Consider the following 15,546-nt stretch of genomic DNA (forward strand, 5'->3'; position numbering starts at 1 on the left):
GCCATTCATGGACGTGTGCTCGCGGTCGCGCAGTCGGGGCAGGTGCCCCAGTAGACGACCTCCGCCTCGTCGACCACGAAGCCGTGGTTGTTCGAGGCGGTAAGACAGGGGGCGTGGCCGACCGCGCACTCCACGTCGGCGATCGCGCCGCAGGAGCGGCACACGACGTGGTGGTGGTTGTCGCCCACGCGGGACTCGTACCGGGCCGTGGCACCCATGGGCTGGATGCGCCGGACCAGGCCGGAGTCGGTGAGGGCCCGCAGCACGTCGTACACCGCCTGGTGGGACACCGCGGGCAGTTCCGCCCGGACCAGCCCGATCACCGTGTCGGTGTCGATGTGCGGGTGGTCGTGCAGGGCGGTGAGCACGGCGAGCCGGGGCCGCGTCACGCGCAACGAGACCGAGCGCAGCTGGGCCTCGAAGTCGGACGTCATGCGAAGAACATAGGCCCTACTTTTGAGCAGTTCAAGTTTACGCAAGGGTAAATCCGATGACCCATGGTGCATGCTCCGGTGCGCCGGGTGCTCGCGACGAAACCCGATCGGCCCCTTGGGGTGACCACCCGATCTGCGTCGGGCCCCGTCCGGTCTCCGTCGAACTTCCGCCGGGTCCCTGCCGGCCTTTCCGGGGCCCTCATCGAGCCCCTGCCGGGTCTCTGCGGGAGGGCGCCCGTGGATGCTGGCCCGCGGGCACTCACCGTGTCCGGAGCCGTCGTCCGGGTGACCGCCAGGTGCCCTCGGCCGGCGAAAGTGCCCCAGTGATGCGGCATTAGCGCACGGGTGTATCTTGATCACAGCGGTTCGAGGGGCGGTGCCGGCACGGTCGCAGACCGGTCTACCGTGGCACGTCCCGTCGCGGCGTTCTCCCGGGCTGAGGCAGCTGGTCTGTGAACGTCGTTGTGCCGCAAGACAGTTCGCATTCCATTGCGGTTCTGCTCGGGGAGGGCAAGTCGACGTGCGCGCGCGTGTGATCTCGGCGCTGGCAATTCCACTGGCTGCTGTGGCGGTCCTGGCCGGCTGCGGTTCGGTGCCGCAGAACGGGACTCAGACCATGGCCTATGTCCGCACCGCCTATGCCGAGGCGGACGGCGGGGTCCGGGTGTCGCTACCGGTCTCGCTGCCGTCCGGCTACCGCCTCGACCGGATCTGGTCGGTGGCCAACGTCTACGACGAACGGGGGAAGGCGTCGTCCATCGCCCGCAGCGCCGAGTTCGCCGGACCGGACGGCACGGTGCGGGTGTGCACCGAGGTCGTCGAGGTGCCCGGTGACCTGTGCCCGCAGGACGACACCGCGGTCACGCACGACGACGACGGGCTGCGCCGCACGGTGACGGTCGAGCCGTCCACGAAGAAGACCCGGGCCACCGCCGCGTCGGTCTGGGGCGGCGACGTCACCTGGTCGGCCACCCCGGACGACTGGACCTGGCTCTCGTAATCCCTTTTCCGGCAGGCGTGTGCCGAATCACCCCGGGCCCGTGACCATCCGGTCACGGGCCCGTCGCCGTTGTGGCTGAGCGTGAATACTCCGGTCGGTAGTCGGCCGCGTCCTGCCGGTAACTGGGTATCGGCTAAGAGGTTTCGGAACAGGGGGAATCCCGCTAGGTCAAAGCGGTGACGATGTGGGAGTGTTCGCCTGGGGACGCCGCGGAGAGGATCGCCGCGCGTCAGAAAGTTTCGGGAGGGGAACCCAACGTGCGTGCTCGCGCGCTCAGAGCGCTCGCGATCGTAGCCGCCGTCGTCGCAACCACTGTCGGGTGCGGATCGTTCGACCAGAGTGAGTCGGCGAGACAACAGGCGCTCGTCGACGACGGATACGCCCAGGCCCGTGGCGGCGTGAAACTCGCGCTGCCGGTGGCCGTGCCGGAGGGCTACCGGCTCACCCGGTTCTGGTCCGTCGCGAACGTGTATACCGAGCGCGGCAAACCGGAGTCCATCGCCCGCAGCGCCGAGTTCAGCGGCCCCGGCGGGCCGGTGCGGGTCTGCGAGGAAGTCGCGAAGATCCCGGGCGACCTGTGCCCGAGGTCGAACATCGGGATCACCGAGAAGAAGGACGGCCTGGTGCGTACCGTCTCGATGGAGACCACGCCGCAGGACGACCCGCGCGCGGTGTGGGGCGAGGTCGGTTACTCGTCCGCCCTGGCCGACTGGTCGTGGCTGTCGCCGCCCGCGTGAGCGGCACGTTCGATCTCACCGTCCGCCTCACCCCGCCGGACGCGGAGCCGGCCGGCGCGGTGGTGCGCGCCGGCGCGGCCACCCTGGCCGGGATGCACGTCATGCAACTGCCGCTGTCGATCAGCTCGTACGTCGTCGACGCCAACGAACTGCTCGTGCGGCTCACGCTCTTCGACCCGCACCGCTCCGCCACCGAGTTACGGCTGCTCGCCGAGAGCACCGGCGCCGGCCTGGTCGAGCACGCCCCGGAGCTGTCGGGGTGGGGTTTCGAGGTCGAGGTCACCGACGGCGCGGCGTCAACGGTGGACGACGAGGAGCCCGGGACGGGCCCTTTCGCCGTCCATGACGCGTGGCCCCTGGACGGGATCGGCGAACGCCGCACCGAGGTGCTGGCCTCGGCGGGCCTGCTGCGCGGGCTCGCCCGGGAGGAACTCGGCGGCGGCACCGGTGACGACGGGGCCGAGGCGCTCGCCGGATGCCTGGTCAGTGCCGCCGGCCTGATGCTCGACCACCTGTTCGACGACCTGCACCGGCTGGAGAGCGCCCAGGCCGAGGACTCCCCGGACGGTTCCACGGACGGCTCCCCGGCCCTCCGGCCCGACCTCGGCTCCGTGCCGCAGCTGGCCGCCCTGCCCCGGCGCTACCGGCAGCGGTTCACACCCGCCTTCGTGCGGGCCTTCATCGTGGCGTTCACCGGCGTCACCGCCCGGCTGGCCGGCACCTGGACCCCGCTCGACTGCCTGGCCCAGGAACTGGCCGTTTACCGGCTGTTCGACGAGGTCGAGGACCTCGCCGACGACCTGCTGCTGGAGTTGCCCGGTCAGTGGCGCGACCGGCTGTCGGCCCGGCTGATCGCCGAGGACGACCTGGCCCTGCTCTACGACCCGGCGAAGGACCACGCCGCCGAACGTGCCTTCCCCCTGCCCCGCGGCACCGCACCGCTGGCCTTCGACGCCTGGTTCACCCCGTTCACCACCGGGTCGCCGTCGTACGTGGTGCCCCCGTGACCGGGCCGGGCGCGCGTCGTCCACCAGTTGACCGTCGGACCGGATATCGGTGGGCGGCGGCGCGGTGCAGGAGGATCGGGGCATGGGTGCGCACGTCTGGATCTCCGGGTGGCAGCAGCAGCGCTGCGGTGACGACTTCCGGGTCGGCTCGCAGGTGACCTGAGAGGTGGCGACCGGCGCCGCCCGCACCCGCACCGTGCCGGAGTGCGACGCGTGGGAACCCGAGCGCCGCGCCGAGAGCGAGGGACGCCGGTTCGAGGGCTGGGTGGTCGAGCTGGAGCAGGCCGGATACCTGGCCGGCGGCCGGAAGCCGGCCGCTCCCCGGCCGCGGGGGAATAAGCGGCGTCGCTCCTGACCGGCCGGTGGAATCGCCGGGTTCGGGGAGTTGTGGTTGCGTTCCGCGAGAACACCCACGGGACGATCTTTCCCGGCCACCTCGGACAGCGGCAGGACACCGGTAGCAGATGCAATTCGACAGCGAGTCCGCGGAAGCGGAGTTCATGTACCAGTACGCCCTGGCCGCCCCGGAGACGCTCGGCGTGAGCGCCCGGCGGCTCGCCGGCGGCGTGGTGATGCACATGCGGAACGACCCGATGTCGTACTGGAGCAAGGCCCTGGGGTTCGACCAGGACGTCACCCCCGGTCTGCTCGACGAGATCCTCGGCTTCTACGCCGGGTGCGGCGCCACCTCGGCCGTGCTCCAGTTCACCCCCGGGCTGCTGCCGGGCGGGTTCGCCGCCGAGGCCGCCGCCCGCGGCATCACCGCCGGAACGACCTGGGCCAAACTGGGCTGTGAGGTGAGCGAGGTGCTGCCCGCCGGCAGCACCGGCCTGCGGGTCGGCCGGGTCGCGCCGGAGCAGGCCGGTGAGTGGGGCGAGACGGTGCTGCGGGCCTTCGGGGTGCCCGGCACCCCGCTGTCGCAGATGGTGGCGGGTGCCGTGTCGGCCCCCGGCTTCCAGGCCTTCGCCGCCTGGGACGGTGACGTGATGGTCGCCGGTGGTGGGCTGCTCGTGCACGGCGAGGTCGGGTCGCTGCACACCGGCGCCACCCTGCCGGAGCACCGCGGGCGCGGCGCGCAGTCGGCGCTGATCGCCGCCCGGGCCGAGGCCGCGCGCCGGGCCGGGTGCCGCTGGCTCACCTCCGAGACCGGCGTGCCCGAGCCCGGCCGCGGCAACAGCTCGCTGAACAACCTGCGCCGGGCCGGGCTGCGGGTGCTGTACGAACGGCCGAACTGGCGCTGGAACGCCTGAGACCGTCTCGGCCCGCGGGGCCACGCGCTGCCGGCCGGCCACGGGGACGATGACGGGGACGGCACGACCCGATCGGGCGCCGCGGGATCCGCCGCCGTGCCGTGATCGTGGCGATACGCTCGGTGCATGCGGTTTCGGGGGAACGTCCGGGAGACACGCACACAGGCCCTGGTCAGGGGGTCGGTCGGGACACCGCTGCCGCGCACCAGCGGCTCGCCCGGGAACTGTGCAGGCTCCGGGCGGCGTCGAGCAAGAGCCTGAAGGAGCTCGAACCCGAGCTGCACGTCAGTGACTCGTCGCTGTCCCGCTACCTGTCCGGCCGGGCGGTGCCGCCCTGGACGGTGGTGGCCCGGCTGGCCCGCCTCGTCGGCCGCGAGCCCGGCGGGTCGTGCGACGGTTTCCCCACGCTCGAAGCCGCGGGACAGACTCCGGTGCAAGGGGTTACGCCGGCCCGGCCGCAGGGAGACGACCACGAGCCCACGGTGACCCTGGTGACCGGTGCCGTGGACGGGCGTCCCTCGATCTGGGCCGAGATCACCGGGGCCCAGGCCGGCGACCGGGTGTGGATCGACTGGTCCGACACCGAGGGGGTCTCACACACCCGGTGCGGGCCGTTCGGGGTGACGCCGCCCGACGGGGTGTCCCGGGCGGCGGAAGTGGTGGCCGGCCGGTGGTTCCGGGCCTGCGGCGACACCCCGAGGGCGGTTGCGGGCAGTCCCCGCAACGCCTGCACGGACTGGGACCCGGTGGTCAGCCGACGGTCGCCTCCAGGGTGACCGGCACGTTGCCGCGGGTGGCGTTGGAGTAGGGGCACACCTGGTGCGCGGCCTCGACCAGCTCGTCCGCGGTGGCCTGGTCCAGGCCGCCGAGCTCGACGTGCAGCGACACCTCCAGGGCGAAACCGCCGGCGTCGTTCGGGCCGATGCCGACCTCGGCGGTGACGGCGCTGTCGACGAGCTGGATCTTCTTCTTGCCGGCCACCAGCTTCAGCGCGCTGTGGAAGCAGGCCGCGTAACCGGCCGCGAACAGCTGCTCCGGGTTGGTCGCGCCGCCGGCCCCGCCCATCTCCTTGGGGGTCGCGAGGTCGAGATCGAGGATGCCGTCGGACGACTGGGCGTGGCCGTTGCGGCCGTCACCGGTGGCGGTGGCGACGGCGGTGTAGATGCTCGGCACGGGATCACCTCTCGTAGACATAGAACGTTCTGTCTCATGCATTCGACCAGAAGCGGGCGGGCCCGTCAATCGGTGCCGGCCCACCGGTGGCGTGTGCCCGGGTTATGGTGCAGCGCGTGAACGCTGCCGTCCGTACCCCTCCCGCCCGTGACCGCCTGCTGCGTGCGGCGAGTGACGTGTTCTACCGCGAGGGCCTGCGCGCCGTGGGCGTCGACCGGGTGATCGAGCGGGCCGGGGTCACCCGCGCCACCTTCTACCGGCACTTCCCCTCGAAGGAGCTGTTGCTTGTGGCCTACGTCCAGGGCCTGGACCGGGCGGTGCGCGAGCACGTCGGCGCGGTGCCCGGGACACCGGCCGAATCTGCCCGCTGGGTGCGCGATTTCACCCGGGCCATCGCCGATCAGCTGAGCGGGGAGGGATTCCGGGGGTGTCCCTTCATCAACGCCGCCGCCGAGTACCCGGACGCCGACCACCCGGTGCGGCAGGCGGTGAGCGCACACCGCGACTGGCTGGAGTCGTCGGTGGCCACGGCCCTGGAGCGGGCCGGGCACCCGGATGCCGAGGAGGGGGCCCGGCGCTGGCTGGCCCAGCGTGACGGCGCCATGGTGGGCGGCTATCTGGGCAGCCCGGCGGCGGCCGCGGCCACGCTGGTGGCGGCGGTGGACGACCTGGTCGGGGCGCGCTGAGCTCACCACCAGGGTCCTTGGTCACGAAGAGGCTCGAACGTTATTCGGCTTTAACCCTGCAAAACAGGACCAACGCCTCTTCGTGTGTCAGCCTGGACCCGAACCCAATGGTGAGTTTTAGGAAGCGAGCGCATGCCCTCTGTCCTCGACCGTGAACGGACCGTCGCCCCGCCCGGGTACAACCGGTGGCTGGTCCCGCCGGCAGCCCTCGCGGTACACCTCTCGATCGGTGAGGTGTACGCCTTCAGCGTTTTCAAGGCGCCGCTGGTCACGCACTTCGACTCCAGCCTGACCGCGATCGGCGTGGTGTTCTCCATCGCCATCGTCATGCTCGGCCTGTCCGCCGCCTTCGGCGGCACCTGGGTCGAGCGCAACGGGCCGCGCAAGGCGATGACTGTTTCCATGCTCTGCTGGGTCACCGGTTTCCTGGTCAGCGCCCTCGGGGTGGCGACCGGGCAGCTGTGGCTGGTCTACCTCGGCTACGGCGTGATCGGCGGCATCGGCCTGGGCATCGGCTACATCTCGCCGGTGTCCACGCTGATCAAGTGGTTCCCCGACCGCCCGGGCCTGGCCACCGGCCTGGCCATCATGGGCTTCGGCGGCGGCGCGCTGGTCGCCTCGCCGCTGACCAGCCGCCTGCTCGACGCGTACGCCGGGAAGCCGGAAGACGCGATCGCCCCCACCATGCTCACCCTCGCCGCGGTCTACCTGGTGCTGATGGCGCTGGGCGCCTGGGTGATCCGGGTGCCGGCCGAGGGCTGGACCCCGCCCGGTTACAGCACGGGTGCCGCCGTGGTGGCCGCCGCCCGCCGTCCCGGTCTGGGCCACGGGGCGCCGGCCGACCTGACCGCGAACCAGGCCATCCGCACCCCGCAGTTCTGGCTGCTGTGGACGGTGCTGTTCTGCAACGTCACCGCCGGCATCGGGATCCTGGAGCAGGCCGCCCCGATGATCCAGGACTTCTTCTCCGACGTCGACGCCACCGAGGCCGCCGGGTTCGTCGGGCTGCTGTCGCTGTGCAACATGGCCGGCCGGTTCGTCTGGTCGTCCACCTCCGACGTGATCGGCCGCAAGCCGATCTACGCGATCTACCTCGGCGCCGGGGCCCTGCTCTACCTGGTGCTGGCGTTGCGGGGAACGGCCGGCATCGGCCTGTTCGTGGCCGTGGCCTGTCTCATCCTGAGCTTCTACGGAGGCGGTTTCGCCACCATTCCGGCTTACCTGAAAGACCTTTTCGGCGGTCTCCAGGTGGGCGCCGTCCACGGCCGTCTGCTCACCGCCTGGTCGGCGGCCGGCGTGGTCGGCCCGATGGTGGTGAACCGGGTCGCCGACCACCAGACCGCGGCGGGCAAGTCGGGTGCGGACCTGTACTCGCTGTCGTTCGCGATCATGGTCGGCATCCTGGTGGTCGGTTTCGTGGCCAACGCCCTGGTGCGCTCGCTCGCCGGGCGGGCGCAGGCGCCGTCCGGGACGTCCGCACCGGAGTCCGCGCGGACGTCCACCTCCTGATCTCCAGAACAGAATTGAGGACGACGATGAGCGATGACGTGACCGCCCCCGCTCCGGCTCCTGCCCAGGGTGCCGCGGCGGTGGCCGTGGGCCTGTGGGTGATCGTGGGTTCGGCTCTGGTGTACGGGATCTGGGAGACGATCCAGAAGGTGTCGGCGTTGTTCGGCTGACCTGGTTCTGGTCCGGCGGCCGGTGGAGACGGACTCCGCCGGCCGCCGTTCTTCTGCGTGGACGTCAGTAGTCGCGGTGGGTGATGCGCAGCGCCGACGCGGTGAGCAGGACCGCGGTGTACGCGCAGGTGGTCGCGAGCGCGGCCGGATCGCCGCCGGTGGCGTCCCGGGCGGCGGTGAACGGCAGGTAGACCGAGAGTTCTTCCAGGCCGGGTGAATACGTGCTGGCGGCCAGGGCGGACAGCGGCTCCACCAGCAGGACGTCGAGCAGCACCAGGCCGACCGGGACCGCCGCGGTGCCGGTCAGCCAGCCCAGGGCCGCGCCCGCCCAGCACAGCAGCACGAGCGTGACCAGGTGGGCCACGAACACGTCGGGCACCTGCCCGGCGCCGATCGGGCGACCGAGCAGCTGGGCCGTGAGGAACGTGAGAACGGTCAGCAGCAGGCAGATTCCGCCGGTGATCGAGGCCAGCACGGTCAGTCGTGCGCCGGCCAGGGTGGTACGCCGGGGCTGCGCCACCAGCAGCACGGTGGCCAGGCGGTGCTGGGTGTCTTCGAGTACCGAGGTGACGCCGATCAGTACCACCAGCAGACCGGTCAGCGGGAGCAGTGACATCGACCCTGCGCCGGTCAGTACGGCTGTGGCGGTGTCGCCGGACAGGGCGCCGGGCGGGTCGGTGGCGGCGACGAAGGCGGCCGCGGCCGTGCCGAGAAGGACTGCGGCGAGGGCGAGGACACGGATCGTGCCCAGGGTGGCGATCCGGCGGCTCTCCATCCTGAGGGTGCTGCCCACGGTGCTCGGCCTCCTGTCAGCGGCCGCGGCCGGTGGTCTGGTGCTTGGTCGGGTGCTTGGTCGGATGCGTCGTGTACTCGGTGCTGGTGGCGGTGGCCTCGAGGAAGGCGTCTTCCAGCGATGAGGAGTGCGGTGACAGTTCGTGCAGCACCACGCCGTAATGGGCCGCGAGCTCGCCGATTTCGTCGGTGCTCGTCTCGCCGGCGACGACCAGCCCGTCGGGACCCCGCGGTGTGACGGGCCCGATGCCGTTCGCGTGCAGGCAGTCCGCGAGGTGGTGCGGGGTGGGGGTGCGGATCAGCACATGGCGGCGGGTGAACCGGTCGACGAAGTCGCCCAGCGGCCCCTGGGTGATGATGCGGCCGCGCCCGAGAACGATGACCTCGTCGGCGGTCTGGGCCATCTCGGCGAGCTGGTGCGAGGAGAGCAGCACCGTGCGGCCCTCGTCGGTGAGGGTGGTGAGGAAGTCCCGCAGCCAGCGGATCCCCTGCGGGTCGAGGCCGTTGGCGGGCTCGTCGAGGATGAGGTATTCCGGATCGCCGACGAGCGCCGCGGCGAGGGCGAGACGTTGCTGCATGCCGAGGGAGAACCCGCCGGAGGCACGACCCGCGACGTCGGTGAGACCGACCAGCCCGAGCACCTCGTCGACCCGGCGGTCGTCCGTGCCGGCGGCGGCCGCGAGCATGCGCACGTGGGCGCGGGCGCTACGGCGGGGATGGTGCGCCGTCGGGTCGAGCATGGCGCCCACCGTGCGGGTGGGCTGCCGCATCTGGTCGACGCGGCGCCCGCCGAAGGTGGTGACGCCGCCCCCGAGGCACAGCCGCAGCATCAGCCGCATGGTGGTGGACTTGCCCGCCCCGTTCGGCCCGAGGAACCCGGTGACCACCCCCGGCCGCACGTCGAACGAAAGGTCCCGCACCGCATGGACTCCGGCGAAGACCTTGCTCAACCTGCGAGCGCTGATGGACAGGCCGGTGCTCCTCGTTCGCGGGCGGCGACCCGGCACGGCCGGGCACGGTCAGCCGGCCCGCCGGGACGAAGTGGGTCAAAGAGTACACGGTGGGTGCACGGCGTGGATCAGGACCACCGGCGGGACACCAGGAGTGTGCGGGCCACCAACCTGGTCGGGATGATCGGGCGGCGCCGCCGTGCGTGGGCGAACTCGGTCTGAGTGTGGGCGAATCCGGTCTGCCTGTGGGCGAACTCGGTCTGCCTGTGGCGAACCTGGTCGGGTGCGAGTATGGCGCGCTCGATCGTGTGAGGATGAGGTGATCGGCTCGGGCGATACCGGCCGACGGCGCCGGAGGCCAGACCCCTCAGCATTTTTCACACCACCATCGGCGGCAGGGTGGTGTCAGAACCGAAGAGGTGTCCCCGGCCGGAGCGTGCGGACTGACCCGCCGGGAACATGCTTCGACGCCCTGGGTCCGCACTGTGACGGATCGGATGGGCCGGCCGCACCTGGTCCGCCGGTTGGCCTGGACTTCGCCACCGGGCGGGCCCCGATCTTCGAGGCCGGGTCGGCTCGTACCTCGACCCACGGCCGGTCCGGCCTCGGGCGGCAGGATGCTGATGCGCCTCTCGCCGCCCGAGGCGGAGGTCAGGGCTCCGACACGGCGTCGTCAGATCGGTGTGGATCGGTGTCGTGCGGATCGGCGGAGGGGGTGCCGGAAGTGACGGGCAGATGCGGGTTCTCGTCGGTGACCGGGACGACCGCGTCGGAGTGGCCGGGCCACCAGGCGGCGTGCCCGAACAGGGCGGTGAGGGCGGGGGTGAAGAACATCGCCATCACGAACGCCGCGATCACGATGCCGAACGACACCGCGAAGCCCATGGTCAGCAGCAGCGAGTTGCCTGCCAGCATGAGCGAGGCGAAGGTGCCCGCCAGGATCACGCCGGCCGCCGCGATGGTCGGGCCGGCATGACGGACCGCCTGTGCCGCAGCCTCTCTCGGGTCGCGACCCGCGCGGGCCTCCTCGCGGAGCCGGGCCACCATCAGGATGTTGTAGTCGGTGCCGAGCGCGACCACGAACAGGTAGATGTAGATCGGCAGCAGGAAGATCAGCCCCGGGTCGCCCTTGATCTGCTGGAACACGATCACCGTGGCGCCCAGCGTGGCGGCGAAGCCGAGGCCCACCGACACCATCAGGTACCAGGGTGCGACCAGGCTGCGCAGCAGCACCATCAGGATGAGCAGGATGATCGCCGCGGCCACCGGGAACACCACGGAGTAGTCGCGATTCATCGCGGCCTGGAAGTCGACGAAGACCCCGGCCGTGCCCGCCACATAGGCCTCGGTGCCCTGCGGTGCGGCCGCGTCGGCGGCCGGGCGCAGGTCGTCTTTCACCGCGGCCAGCGCCTCACCGGACGCCGAGTCGTATTTCAGGATGGTCATGACCAGCGCCGTGCTCGGGTCGTCGGGGGAGACGGTCGCGCTGACCACCTGCCCGATGCCCTCGGTGCCGGCGACGGCGTCGGAGAACGTCTTCACCTCGGCCTCGGTCAGCGCCCGGCCGTCGCCCGCGTGCAGCACGATCGGCGTCGGGTCGGTGGCGCCGGCGCTGAAGCCCTTCTGCTCCATCGTCGCGGTGGCGGTGGCCGACTCGACGTCGGAGGCCGAGTTGCTGTCACCCAGGTCGAAGGTCGGGTTGAACGACAGCGCGAACACCGACAGCACCACCAGGAACGCCCCGGAGACCGCGGCATAGCGCACCGGGTGCCGCCCCAGCGAGGCCCCGACCCCGGCGAACCTGCTGCCGCGCGGCTGTTCCCGCCACTTCTTCGAGGGCCAGAACAGGGCCCGGCCGAGCACCGTGACGGTGGCCGGCACCAGGGTGAGGGCCGCGAGCAGGGTGACGGCCACGGCCACGGCCAGCGACGGGCCGATCGACCGGAAGATGCCCAGCGATGACAGCACCAGCGTCATGAAGGCGACGAACACCGCCCCGCCCGCCGATGCGATGGCCTCACCGGCGCGCTCGATCGACAGCGACACGGCCTGCCGGTGCACCTCGCCGTCGCGGCGGGCCTCGCGGTAGCGGAACAGGAAGAACAGGATGTAGTCGGTGCCGATGCCGAACAGCACCACGATCAGGATGACGCTGGTGGACGGGTCGTGATTGAGGTCGAACGCCTTCTCGACCATCGCGATCAGGCCGCCCGCCACGGCCGAGACGATGCCGACCAGCACCAGCGGCATGAAGGCGATCAGCACACTGCGGAAGATGGCGCCGAGCAGCACGACGATCAGCGCGATGGTGGCGACGAAGACGATGGCCTCGGCGTTCTGGCCGGACTCGGTCTGGTCGTAGCCCTGTGCCAGCGCACCGGTGACGCCCTCGTCGAGCCCGGTGCCCTCGACCGCCCTGCCCACCTGATCCCGCAGGTCGGGAACCTGGTCCAGGTCGGCCGGGTCCTGCCCCGTGACCCCCGGCGCCAGGCCGATGTTGACGATGGCCGCCTGGTTGCTGGGGGAGGGGGTCACCTCGCCCACGGTGCCGAACGCGGAGCCCGGCCTGAGCCCCTCGGCGATGGTGGCGATGGTGGACAGGTCCTGCTCGCTGAGCGGGGCGCCGTCGGACCGGTCGAACACGATGGTGGCGCCGGCCTGCTGGGTCTGCGGGAACGCCTGGTCGATCAGCTCGTAGCCCTTGATCGACTCGTAGGTGCCCGGCAGGAAGTCGGCCTGGTCGGTGGTGGCGGTGACGGTGGGCGCGGTGGTCACCACCACGACCGCGAACAGCACCCAGGCACCCAGCACCCACCACGGCCGCCGGGACACGAGATGGCCCAGCCCTCTGAATACGCGTGACACCGCTTACCCCTCCGTCGCAGCTGATGCGGCTCGGAAAATCCCCACAAAGATCCCCAGAACGAACCTACCGAAATCTGCCCCAGGGGTCGCGCGAGTTACCGGAACGCGCCCAGGCCCTCAGCATGGCACCCGGGTCCGGCAGTTTCCGCGTGCCCGGCCGCCCGGTCGGCGGCAACCGCCCAGGAGGGCGGAATCGCTCAGCGGGAGCGGGAATCCAGGTCTTCCGGACGCTCCGGCTCGGCCGCCGGGCAGGGCACCGGCCCGAGGGCCCGGCCCACGTGCCACCAGCGCCCGAGCAGACGCCGCAGCTGAACACCGCAGTTACGGCAGTACACGTCGGCCATCCCCCGATCCTGCCAGAACCTGCCAGGATGGCGTGTGCTGATCGCTCTCGCCCAGATCCCCGGTGTTCCCCTCGACATCGAGGCCAACGTCGGCGCCCACGTCCAGGCGGTCGAGGCCGCGGCGGCGGCCGGTGCCCGCCTCGTGCTCTTCCCCGAGCTCTCCCTGACCGGCTACGAGATCGACGGCATCGCGTCCGATCCCACCCGGCAGCTGGACGACCCGGCGACCGTGGACGACGAGAGGCTCCGCCCTCTGCGTGAGGCCTGCACCCTGGCCGGCCTGACCGCCGTCGTCGGTGCCCCGACCCGCCGGGCCGGCCGGACCTACCTGTCCGCGCTCGCGCTCGACGGGCGCGGCGGGGTCACGGTGTACGACAAGCGCAACCTGTTCGGCGCCGAGAAAGACGTGTTCACCGCGGGAACCGGCGGCCGCACCCTGACCGTCTGCGACCGCCGCCTGGCTCTGGGCATCTGCTTCGACCTCAGCGACGACGACCAGGCCGGCGCCGCCGCGGCCGGCGACGCCTGGATGCTGGGCGTGCTGCTGACCGGTCCCGGCTACGCGGCCGACGCGGCGCGCGCGGCCCAGGTGGCCCAGCGGCACGGCGTCACCGTGGTGCTGGCCAACCACGCCGGCCCGTCCGGGGGCATGGTGGGGTGCGGCGGTAGCGGGATGTGGACGGCGGACGGCGGGCACGTCGCGGCGGACGCCGGTGACCAGGAGCAGGTGGCGGGGGTGTGGCTGTTCGACCTCGACGATGCGGCGGTGCATCGCCGGATCGCCTGAACGTGCCGCGGGGGCCGGGCCCGCTACCGTCTCCGGATGGATGACCTGACAGACCGGCGCGACGACGCCCGGGAGACCGCGGGCACCACTCCCTCCGAAACGCTGGGCGATCTGCTCGCGCTGGAGCTGTACGCCGCCCGCGGCGTCTCGGTGACCGGCGACGACGCCTCGGTGGACTGCTGGCACGACACCCGCGAGGGCGGCCTGACCGCCTCCGCGACCGGCGCCGACGGGCGTCCCCACCTGATCCCCGCCGCGCTGGGAACCCTTGCCGCCGTGCGGTTCACGACCGGGCACCTGGAGATCCCCGACGTCCCCCGGCTGAATCCGGGCGACGGCGCGTTCCGGGCGCTGGTGGTGGCCCGCAACCGCGCCCTGGAGACCGGCACGCTGCTGGCCAAGGGCGACGCGTACGGCATCGGCCTGGAACGGCTCGCCGACAACGCCATGGGCACCCGGTTCCGGGCGGGCGGCGAGGAGGCCCTGCTCACCCACACCGAGACGGTCGCGGAGAACCTCGGCGCCGTGCACCTGTACGAGCTGCACCTGACCGGCGAACGGGCGCTGGCGGCGCTGGACGGCGACGGGTCGTCCGGCATCACCACCGACGACGACACCTACACCGCTCCCGTCACCACGCCCGATCCTCTCCGGGTGGGCGGAACCGGCCTGGGGGTGGACCTTTTCGCCGTCCTGCTGATCCGGGGCGAGGCGAGCGAGGAGCAGATGGACGACGTCCGCTCCTACCTGGCCTCGGCGTACCCGCTCGGCTCGGTACCGCGGGCGGTGGCGCCGGCGGGGGACGAGCAGACCGGCATGATCGCGGTGAACACCGGTGGCCGCGCCCGCATCCCGGCGATCGTGCGCTGTGACGACGACAGCCTGGTGCTGTTCGCCGAGCACCGCTGGAACGGCGACGCCGACTCCGGCCACATCGGCACCGTGGCCCGCCGCTCCACCGACCGGGGCGTCACCTGGGGCGAGCAGTTCACGGTGGCCGACGACGGCGAGAACTGCCTGGGCAACCCGGTTCCCGTGGTGGACCGGAGCACCGGCCGGCTGCACCTGCTGCTGACCGGGAACCGGGCCACCGACACCGAGGCCGAGATCAACGCCGGCACCTCCGACGACACCCGGCGGGTGTACCGCACCTGGTCGGACGACCACGGCGTGACCTGGGCGCCGGTCACCGAGATCACCGCGTCGGTGAAGGACCCGGCCTGGCGCTGGTACGCGACCGGCCCGGGCGGTGCCGAGCAGCTGGCGAGCGGCCGCCTGCTGGTGCCCTGCAACCACTGGGACCCGGCGGTCGCGGCCTACCGCTGCCACGTGATCCTGTCCGACGACCACGGCGAGACCTGGCGCACCGGAGGCATCATCGAGACCGACCGGAGCAACGAGGTGCAGACCGCCCAGCTGCCCGACGGCACCGTGGTGGCGCACGTGCGGGTGCAGATGGACAACAACCCGCCCGGTTTCAAGTGGTGGTCCACGAGTGACGACGAGGGCGTCAGCTGGTCACCCGCCGTCCGCAACCACAGCCTGCCCTCGACACCCGTGCAGGACGACATCCTGGTGCTGCCCGGCGGCCGGCTGGTGGCCACGAACCACCAGGACTTCACCGGCCGGTACCACCTGGCGGTCAACGTCTCCACCGACGGAGGCCGCTCCTGGCCCGCGTACACCGTGATCCGGGTGGGCGAGCGCGGCAACGGCGCGGCCTACTCCGACCTGGTGCACGTGGGCGGTGAGCGGATCGCGGCGACCTGGGAGGCCGGTCGCGAGATCTCGGTGGGACTGTTCGACGTGGTCTACCCGGCGCACCCTGACCGAGTCGACTGA

The 15,546-nt window shown here is 71.9% G+C and carries 17 protein-coding genes; 11 read left to right on the forward strand and 6 right to left on the reverse strand.

Annotation, left to right across the window (positions count from 1 at the left end; translation table 11 throughout):
* Nucleotides 1–5: 5 nt before the first annotated feature.
* Nucleotides 6–434, reverse strand: a complete 429-nt coding sequence (locus KIH74_RS22045) for a Fur family transcriptional regulator (RefSeq protein WP_214158002.1) — start codon at nt 432–434, stop codon at nt 6–8.
* 520 nt (nt 435–954) lie between these two features.
* Between KIH74_RS22045 and KIH74_RS22050 the strand changes: the two genes are divergently transcribed.
* From KIH74_RS22050 to KIH74_RS22075, 6 genes are all read left to right on the forward strand, one after another.
* Nucleotides 955–1,434, forward strand: coding sequence for a hypothetical protein (locus KIH74_RS22050; protein WP_214158003.1), 480 nt, complete (start codon nt 955–957; stop codon nt 1,432–1,434).
* A gap of 257 nt (nt 1,435–1,691) precedes the next feature.
* Nucleotides 1,692–2,171, forward strand: a complete 480-nt coding sequence (locus KIH74_RS22055; protein WP_214158004.1) for a hypothetical protein — start codon at nt 1,692–1,694, stop codon at nt 2,169–2,171.
* The gene (locus tag KIH74_RS22060; protein WP_214158005.1) at nt 2,168–3,178 is read left to right on the forward strand and encodes a hypothetical protein; all 1,011 of its coding nucleotides are present in this window, start codon (nt 2,168–2,170) and stop codon (nt 3,176–3,178) included. Before KIH74_RS22055 ends, KIH74_RS22060 begins: the two co-directional genes overlap by 4 nt.
* Nucleotides 3,179–3,344: 166 nt before the next feature.
* Nucleotides 3,345–3,533, forward strand: coding sequence for a hypothetical protein (locus KIH74_RS22065; protein ID WP_214158006.1), 189 nt, complete (start codon nt 3,345–3,347; stop codon nt 3,531–3,533).
* Between the two features lie 109 nt (nt 3,534–3,642).
* Nucleotides 3,643–4,428: a GNAT family N-acetyltransferase gene (locus tag KIH74_RS22070; RefSeq protein WP_214158007.1), complete on the forward strand. Its 786-nt coding sequence runs from the start codon at nt 3,643–3,645 to the stop codon at nt 4,426–4,428.
* Nucleotides 4,429–4,550: 122 nt separating this feature from the next.
* Entirely contained in the window at nt 4,551–5,204 is a 654-nt protein-coding gene (locus KIH74_RS22075; protein WP_214158008.1) for a helix-turn-helix domain-containing protein, read from the forward strand.
* Here KIH74_RS22075 and KIH74_RS22080 read toward each other — a convergent pair.
* On the reverse strand, nt 5,179–5,601 hold the full coding sequence (locus KIH74_RS22080) for an organic hydroperoxide resistance protein (RefSeq protein WP_308113957.1): 423 nt from the start codon (nt 5,599–5,601) through the stop codon (nt 5,179–5,181). The genes KIH74_RS22075 and KIH74_RS22080 overlap by 26 nt on opposite strands.
* A 116-nt stretch (nt 5,602–5,717) precedes the next feature.
* On the opposite strand from KIH74_RS22080, the gene KIH74_RS37915 reads away from it, so the two are divergent.
* From KIH74_RS37915 to KIH74_RS22095, 3 genes are all read left to right on the forward strand, one after another.
* The gene (locus KIH74_RS37915) at nt 5,718–6,287 is read left to right on the forward strand and encodes a TetR/AcrR family transcriptional regulator (RefSeq protein ID WP_214158010.1); all 570 of its coding nucleotides are present in this window, start codon (nt 5,718–5,720) and stop codon (nt 6,285–6,287) included.
* A 132-nt stretch (nt 6,288–6,419) separates the two neighbouring features.
* Entirely contained in the window at nt 6,420–7,796 is a 1,377-nt protein-coding gene (locus KIH74_RS22090; RefSeq protein ID WP_214158011.1) for an L-lactate MFS transporter, read from the forward strand.
* Between the two features lie 26 nt (nt 7,797–7,822).
* Nucleotides 7,823–7,966: an MFS transporter small subunit gene (locus KIH74_RS22095; protein WP_214158012.1), complete on the forward strand. Its 144-nt coding sequence runs from the start codon at nt 7,823–7,825 to the stop codon at nt 7,964–7,966.
* 64 nt (nt 7,967–8,030) lie between these two features.
* Here the strand turns inward: KIH74_RS22095 and KIH74_RS22100 are convergent, their stop codons facing one another.
* The 4 genes from KIH74_RS22100 to KIH74_RS22115 all read right to left on the reverse strand — a co-directional run bounded on the left by KIH74_RS22100 (nt 8,031) and on the right by KIH74_RS22115 (nt 12,917).
* Entirely contained in the window at nt 8,031–8,759 is a 729-nt protein-coding gene (locus tag KIH74_RS22100) for a hypothetical protein (RefSeq protein WP_214158013.1), read from the reverse strand.
* Nucleotides 8,760–8,775: 16 nt separating this feature from the next.
* Nucleotides 8,776–9,678 carry an ABC transporter ATP-binding protein gene (locus KIH74_RS22105; RefSeq protein WP_214158014.1) on the reverse strand — a complete coding sequence of 301 codons (903 nt, stop codon included), beginning with the start codon at nt 9,676–9,678 and terminating at the stop codon, nt 8,776–8,778.
* 681 nt (nt 9,679–10,359) lie between these two features.
* On the reverse strand, nt 10,360–12,573 hold the full coding sequence (locus KIH74_RS22110; RefSeq protein WP_214158015.1) for an MMPL family transporter: 2,214 nt from the start codon (nt 12,571–12,573) through the stop codon (nt 10,360–10,362).
* Between the two features lie 197 nt (nt 12,574–12,770).
* Entirely contained in the window at nt 12,771–12,917 is a 147-nt protein-coding gene (locus tag KIH74_RS22115) for a hypothetical protein (RefSeq protein WP_214158016.1), read from the reverse strand.
* A gap of 34 nt (nt 12,918–12,951) precedes the next feature.
* On the opposite strand from KIH74_RS22115, the gene KIH74_RS22120 reads away from it, so the two are divergent.
* Nucleotides 12,952–13,704 (forward strand): carbon-nitrogen hydrolase family protein, encoded by a 753-nt coding sequence (locus KIH74_RS22120; protein WP_214158017.1) that lies wholly within the window; start codon nt 12,952–12,954, stop codon nt 13,702–13,704.
* 36 nt (nt 13,705–13,740) lie between these two features.
* Nucleotides 13,741–15,546 carry a sialidase family protein gene (locus KIH74_RS22125; RefSeq protein WP_214158018.1) on the forward strand — a complete coding sequence of 602 codons (1,806 nt, stop codon included), beginning with the start codon at nt 13,741–13,743 and terminating at the stop codon, nt 15,544–15,546.

This window comes from Kineosporia corallincola, from assembly GCF_018499875.1.
Lineage (GTDB): Bacteria > Actinomycetota > Actinomycetes > Actinomycetales > Kineosporiaceae > Kineosporia > Kineosporia corallincola.

Coding starts and splice junctions, on each gene's coding strand:
- KIH74_RS22115 (WP_214158016.1), bottom strand. CDS start 12,917: ATGGCCGACGTGTACTGCCGTAACTGCGGTGTTCAGCTGCGGCGTCTG.
- KIH74_RS22090 (WP_214158011.1), top strand. CDS start 6,420: ATGCCCTCTGTCCTCGACCGTGAACGGACCGTCGCCCCGCCCGGGTAC.
- KIH74_RS22125 (WP_214158018.1), top strand. CDS start 13,741: ATGGATGACCTGACAGACCGGCGCGACGACGCCCGGGAGACCGCGGGC.
- KIH74_RS22070 (WP_214158007.1), top strand. CDS start 3,643: ATGCAATTCGACAGCGAGTCCGCGGAAGCGGAGTTCATGTACCAGTAC.
- KIH74_RS22095 (WP_214158012.1), top strand. CDS start 7,823: ATGAGCGATGACGTGACCGCCCCCGCTCCGGCTCCTGCCCAGGGTGCC.
- KIH74_RS22045 (WP_214158002.1), bottom strand. CDS start 434: ATGACGTCCGACTTCGAGGCCCAGCTGCGCTCGGTCTCGTTGCGCGTG.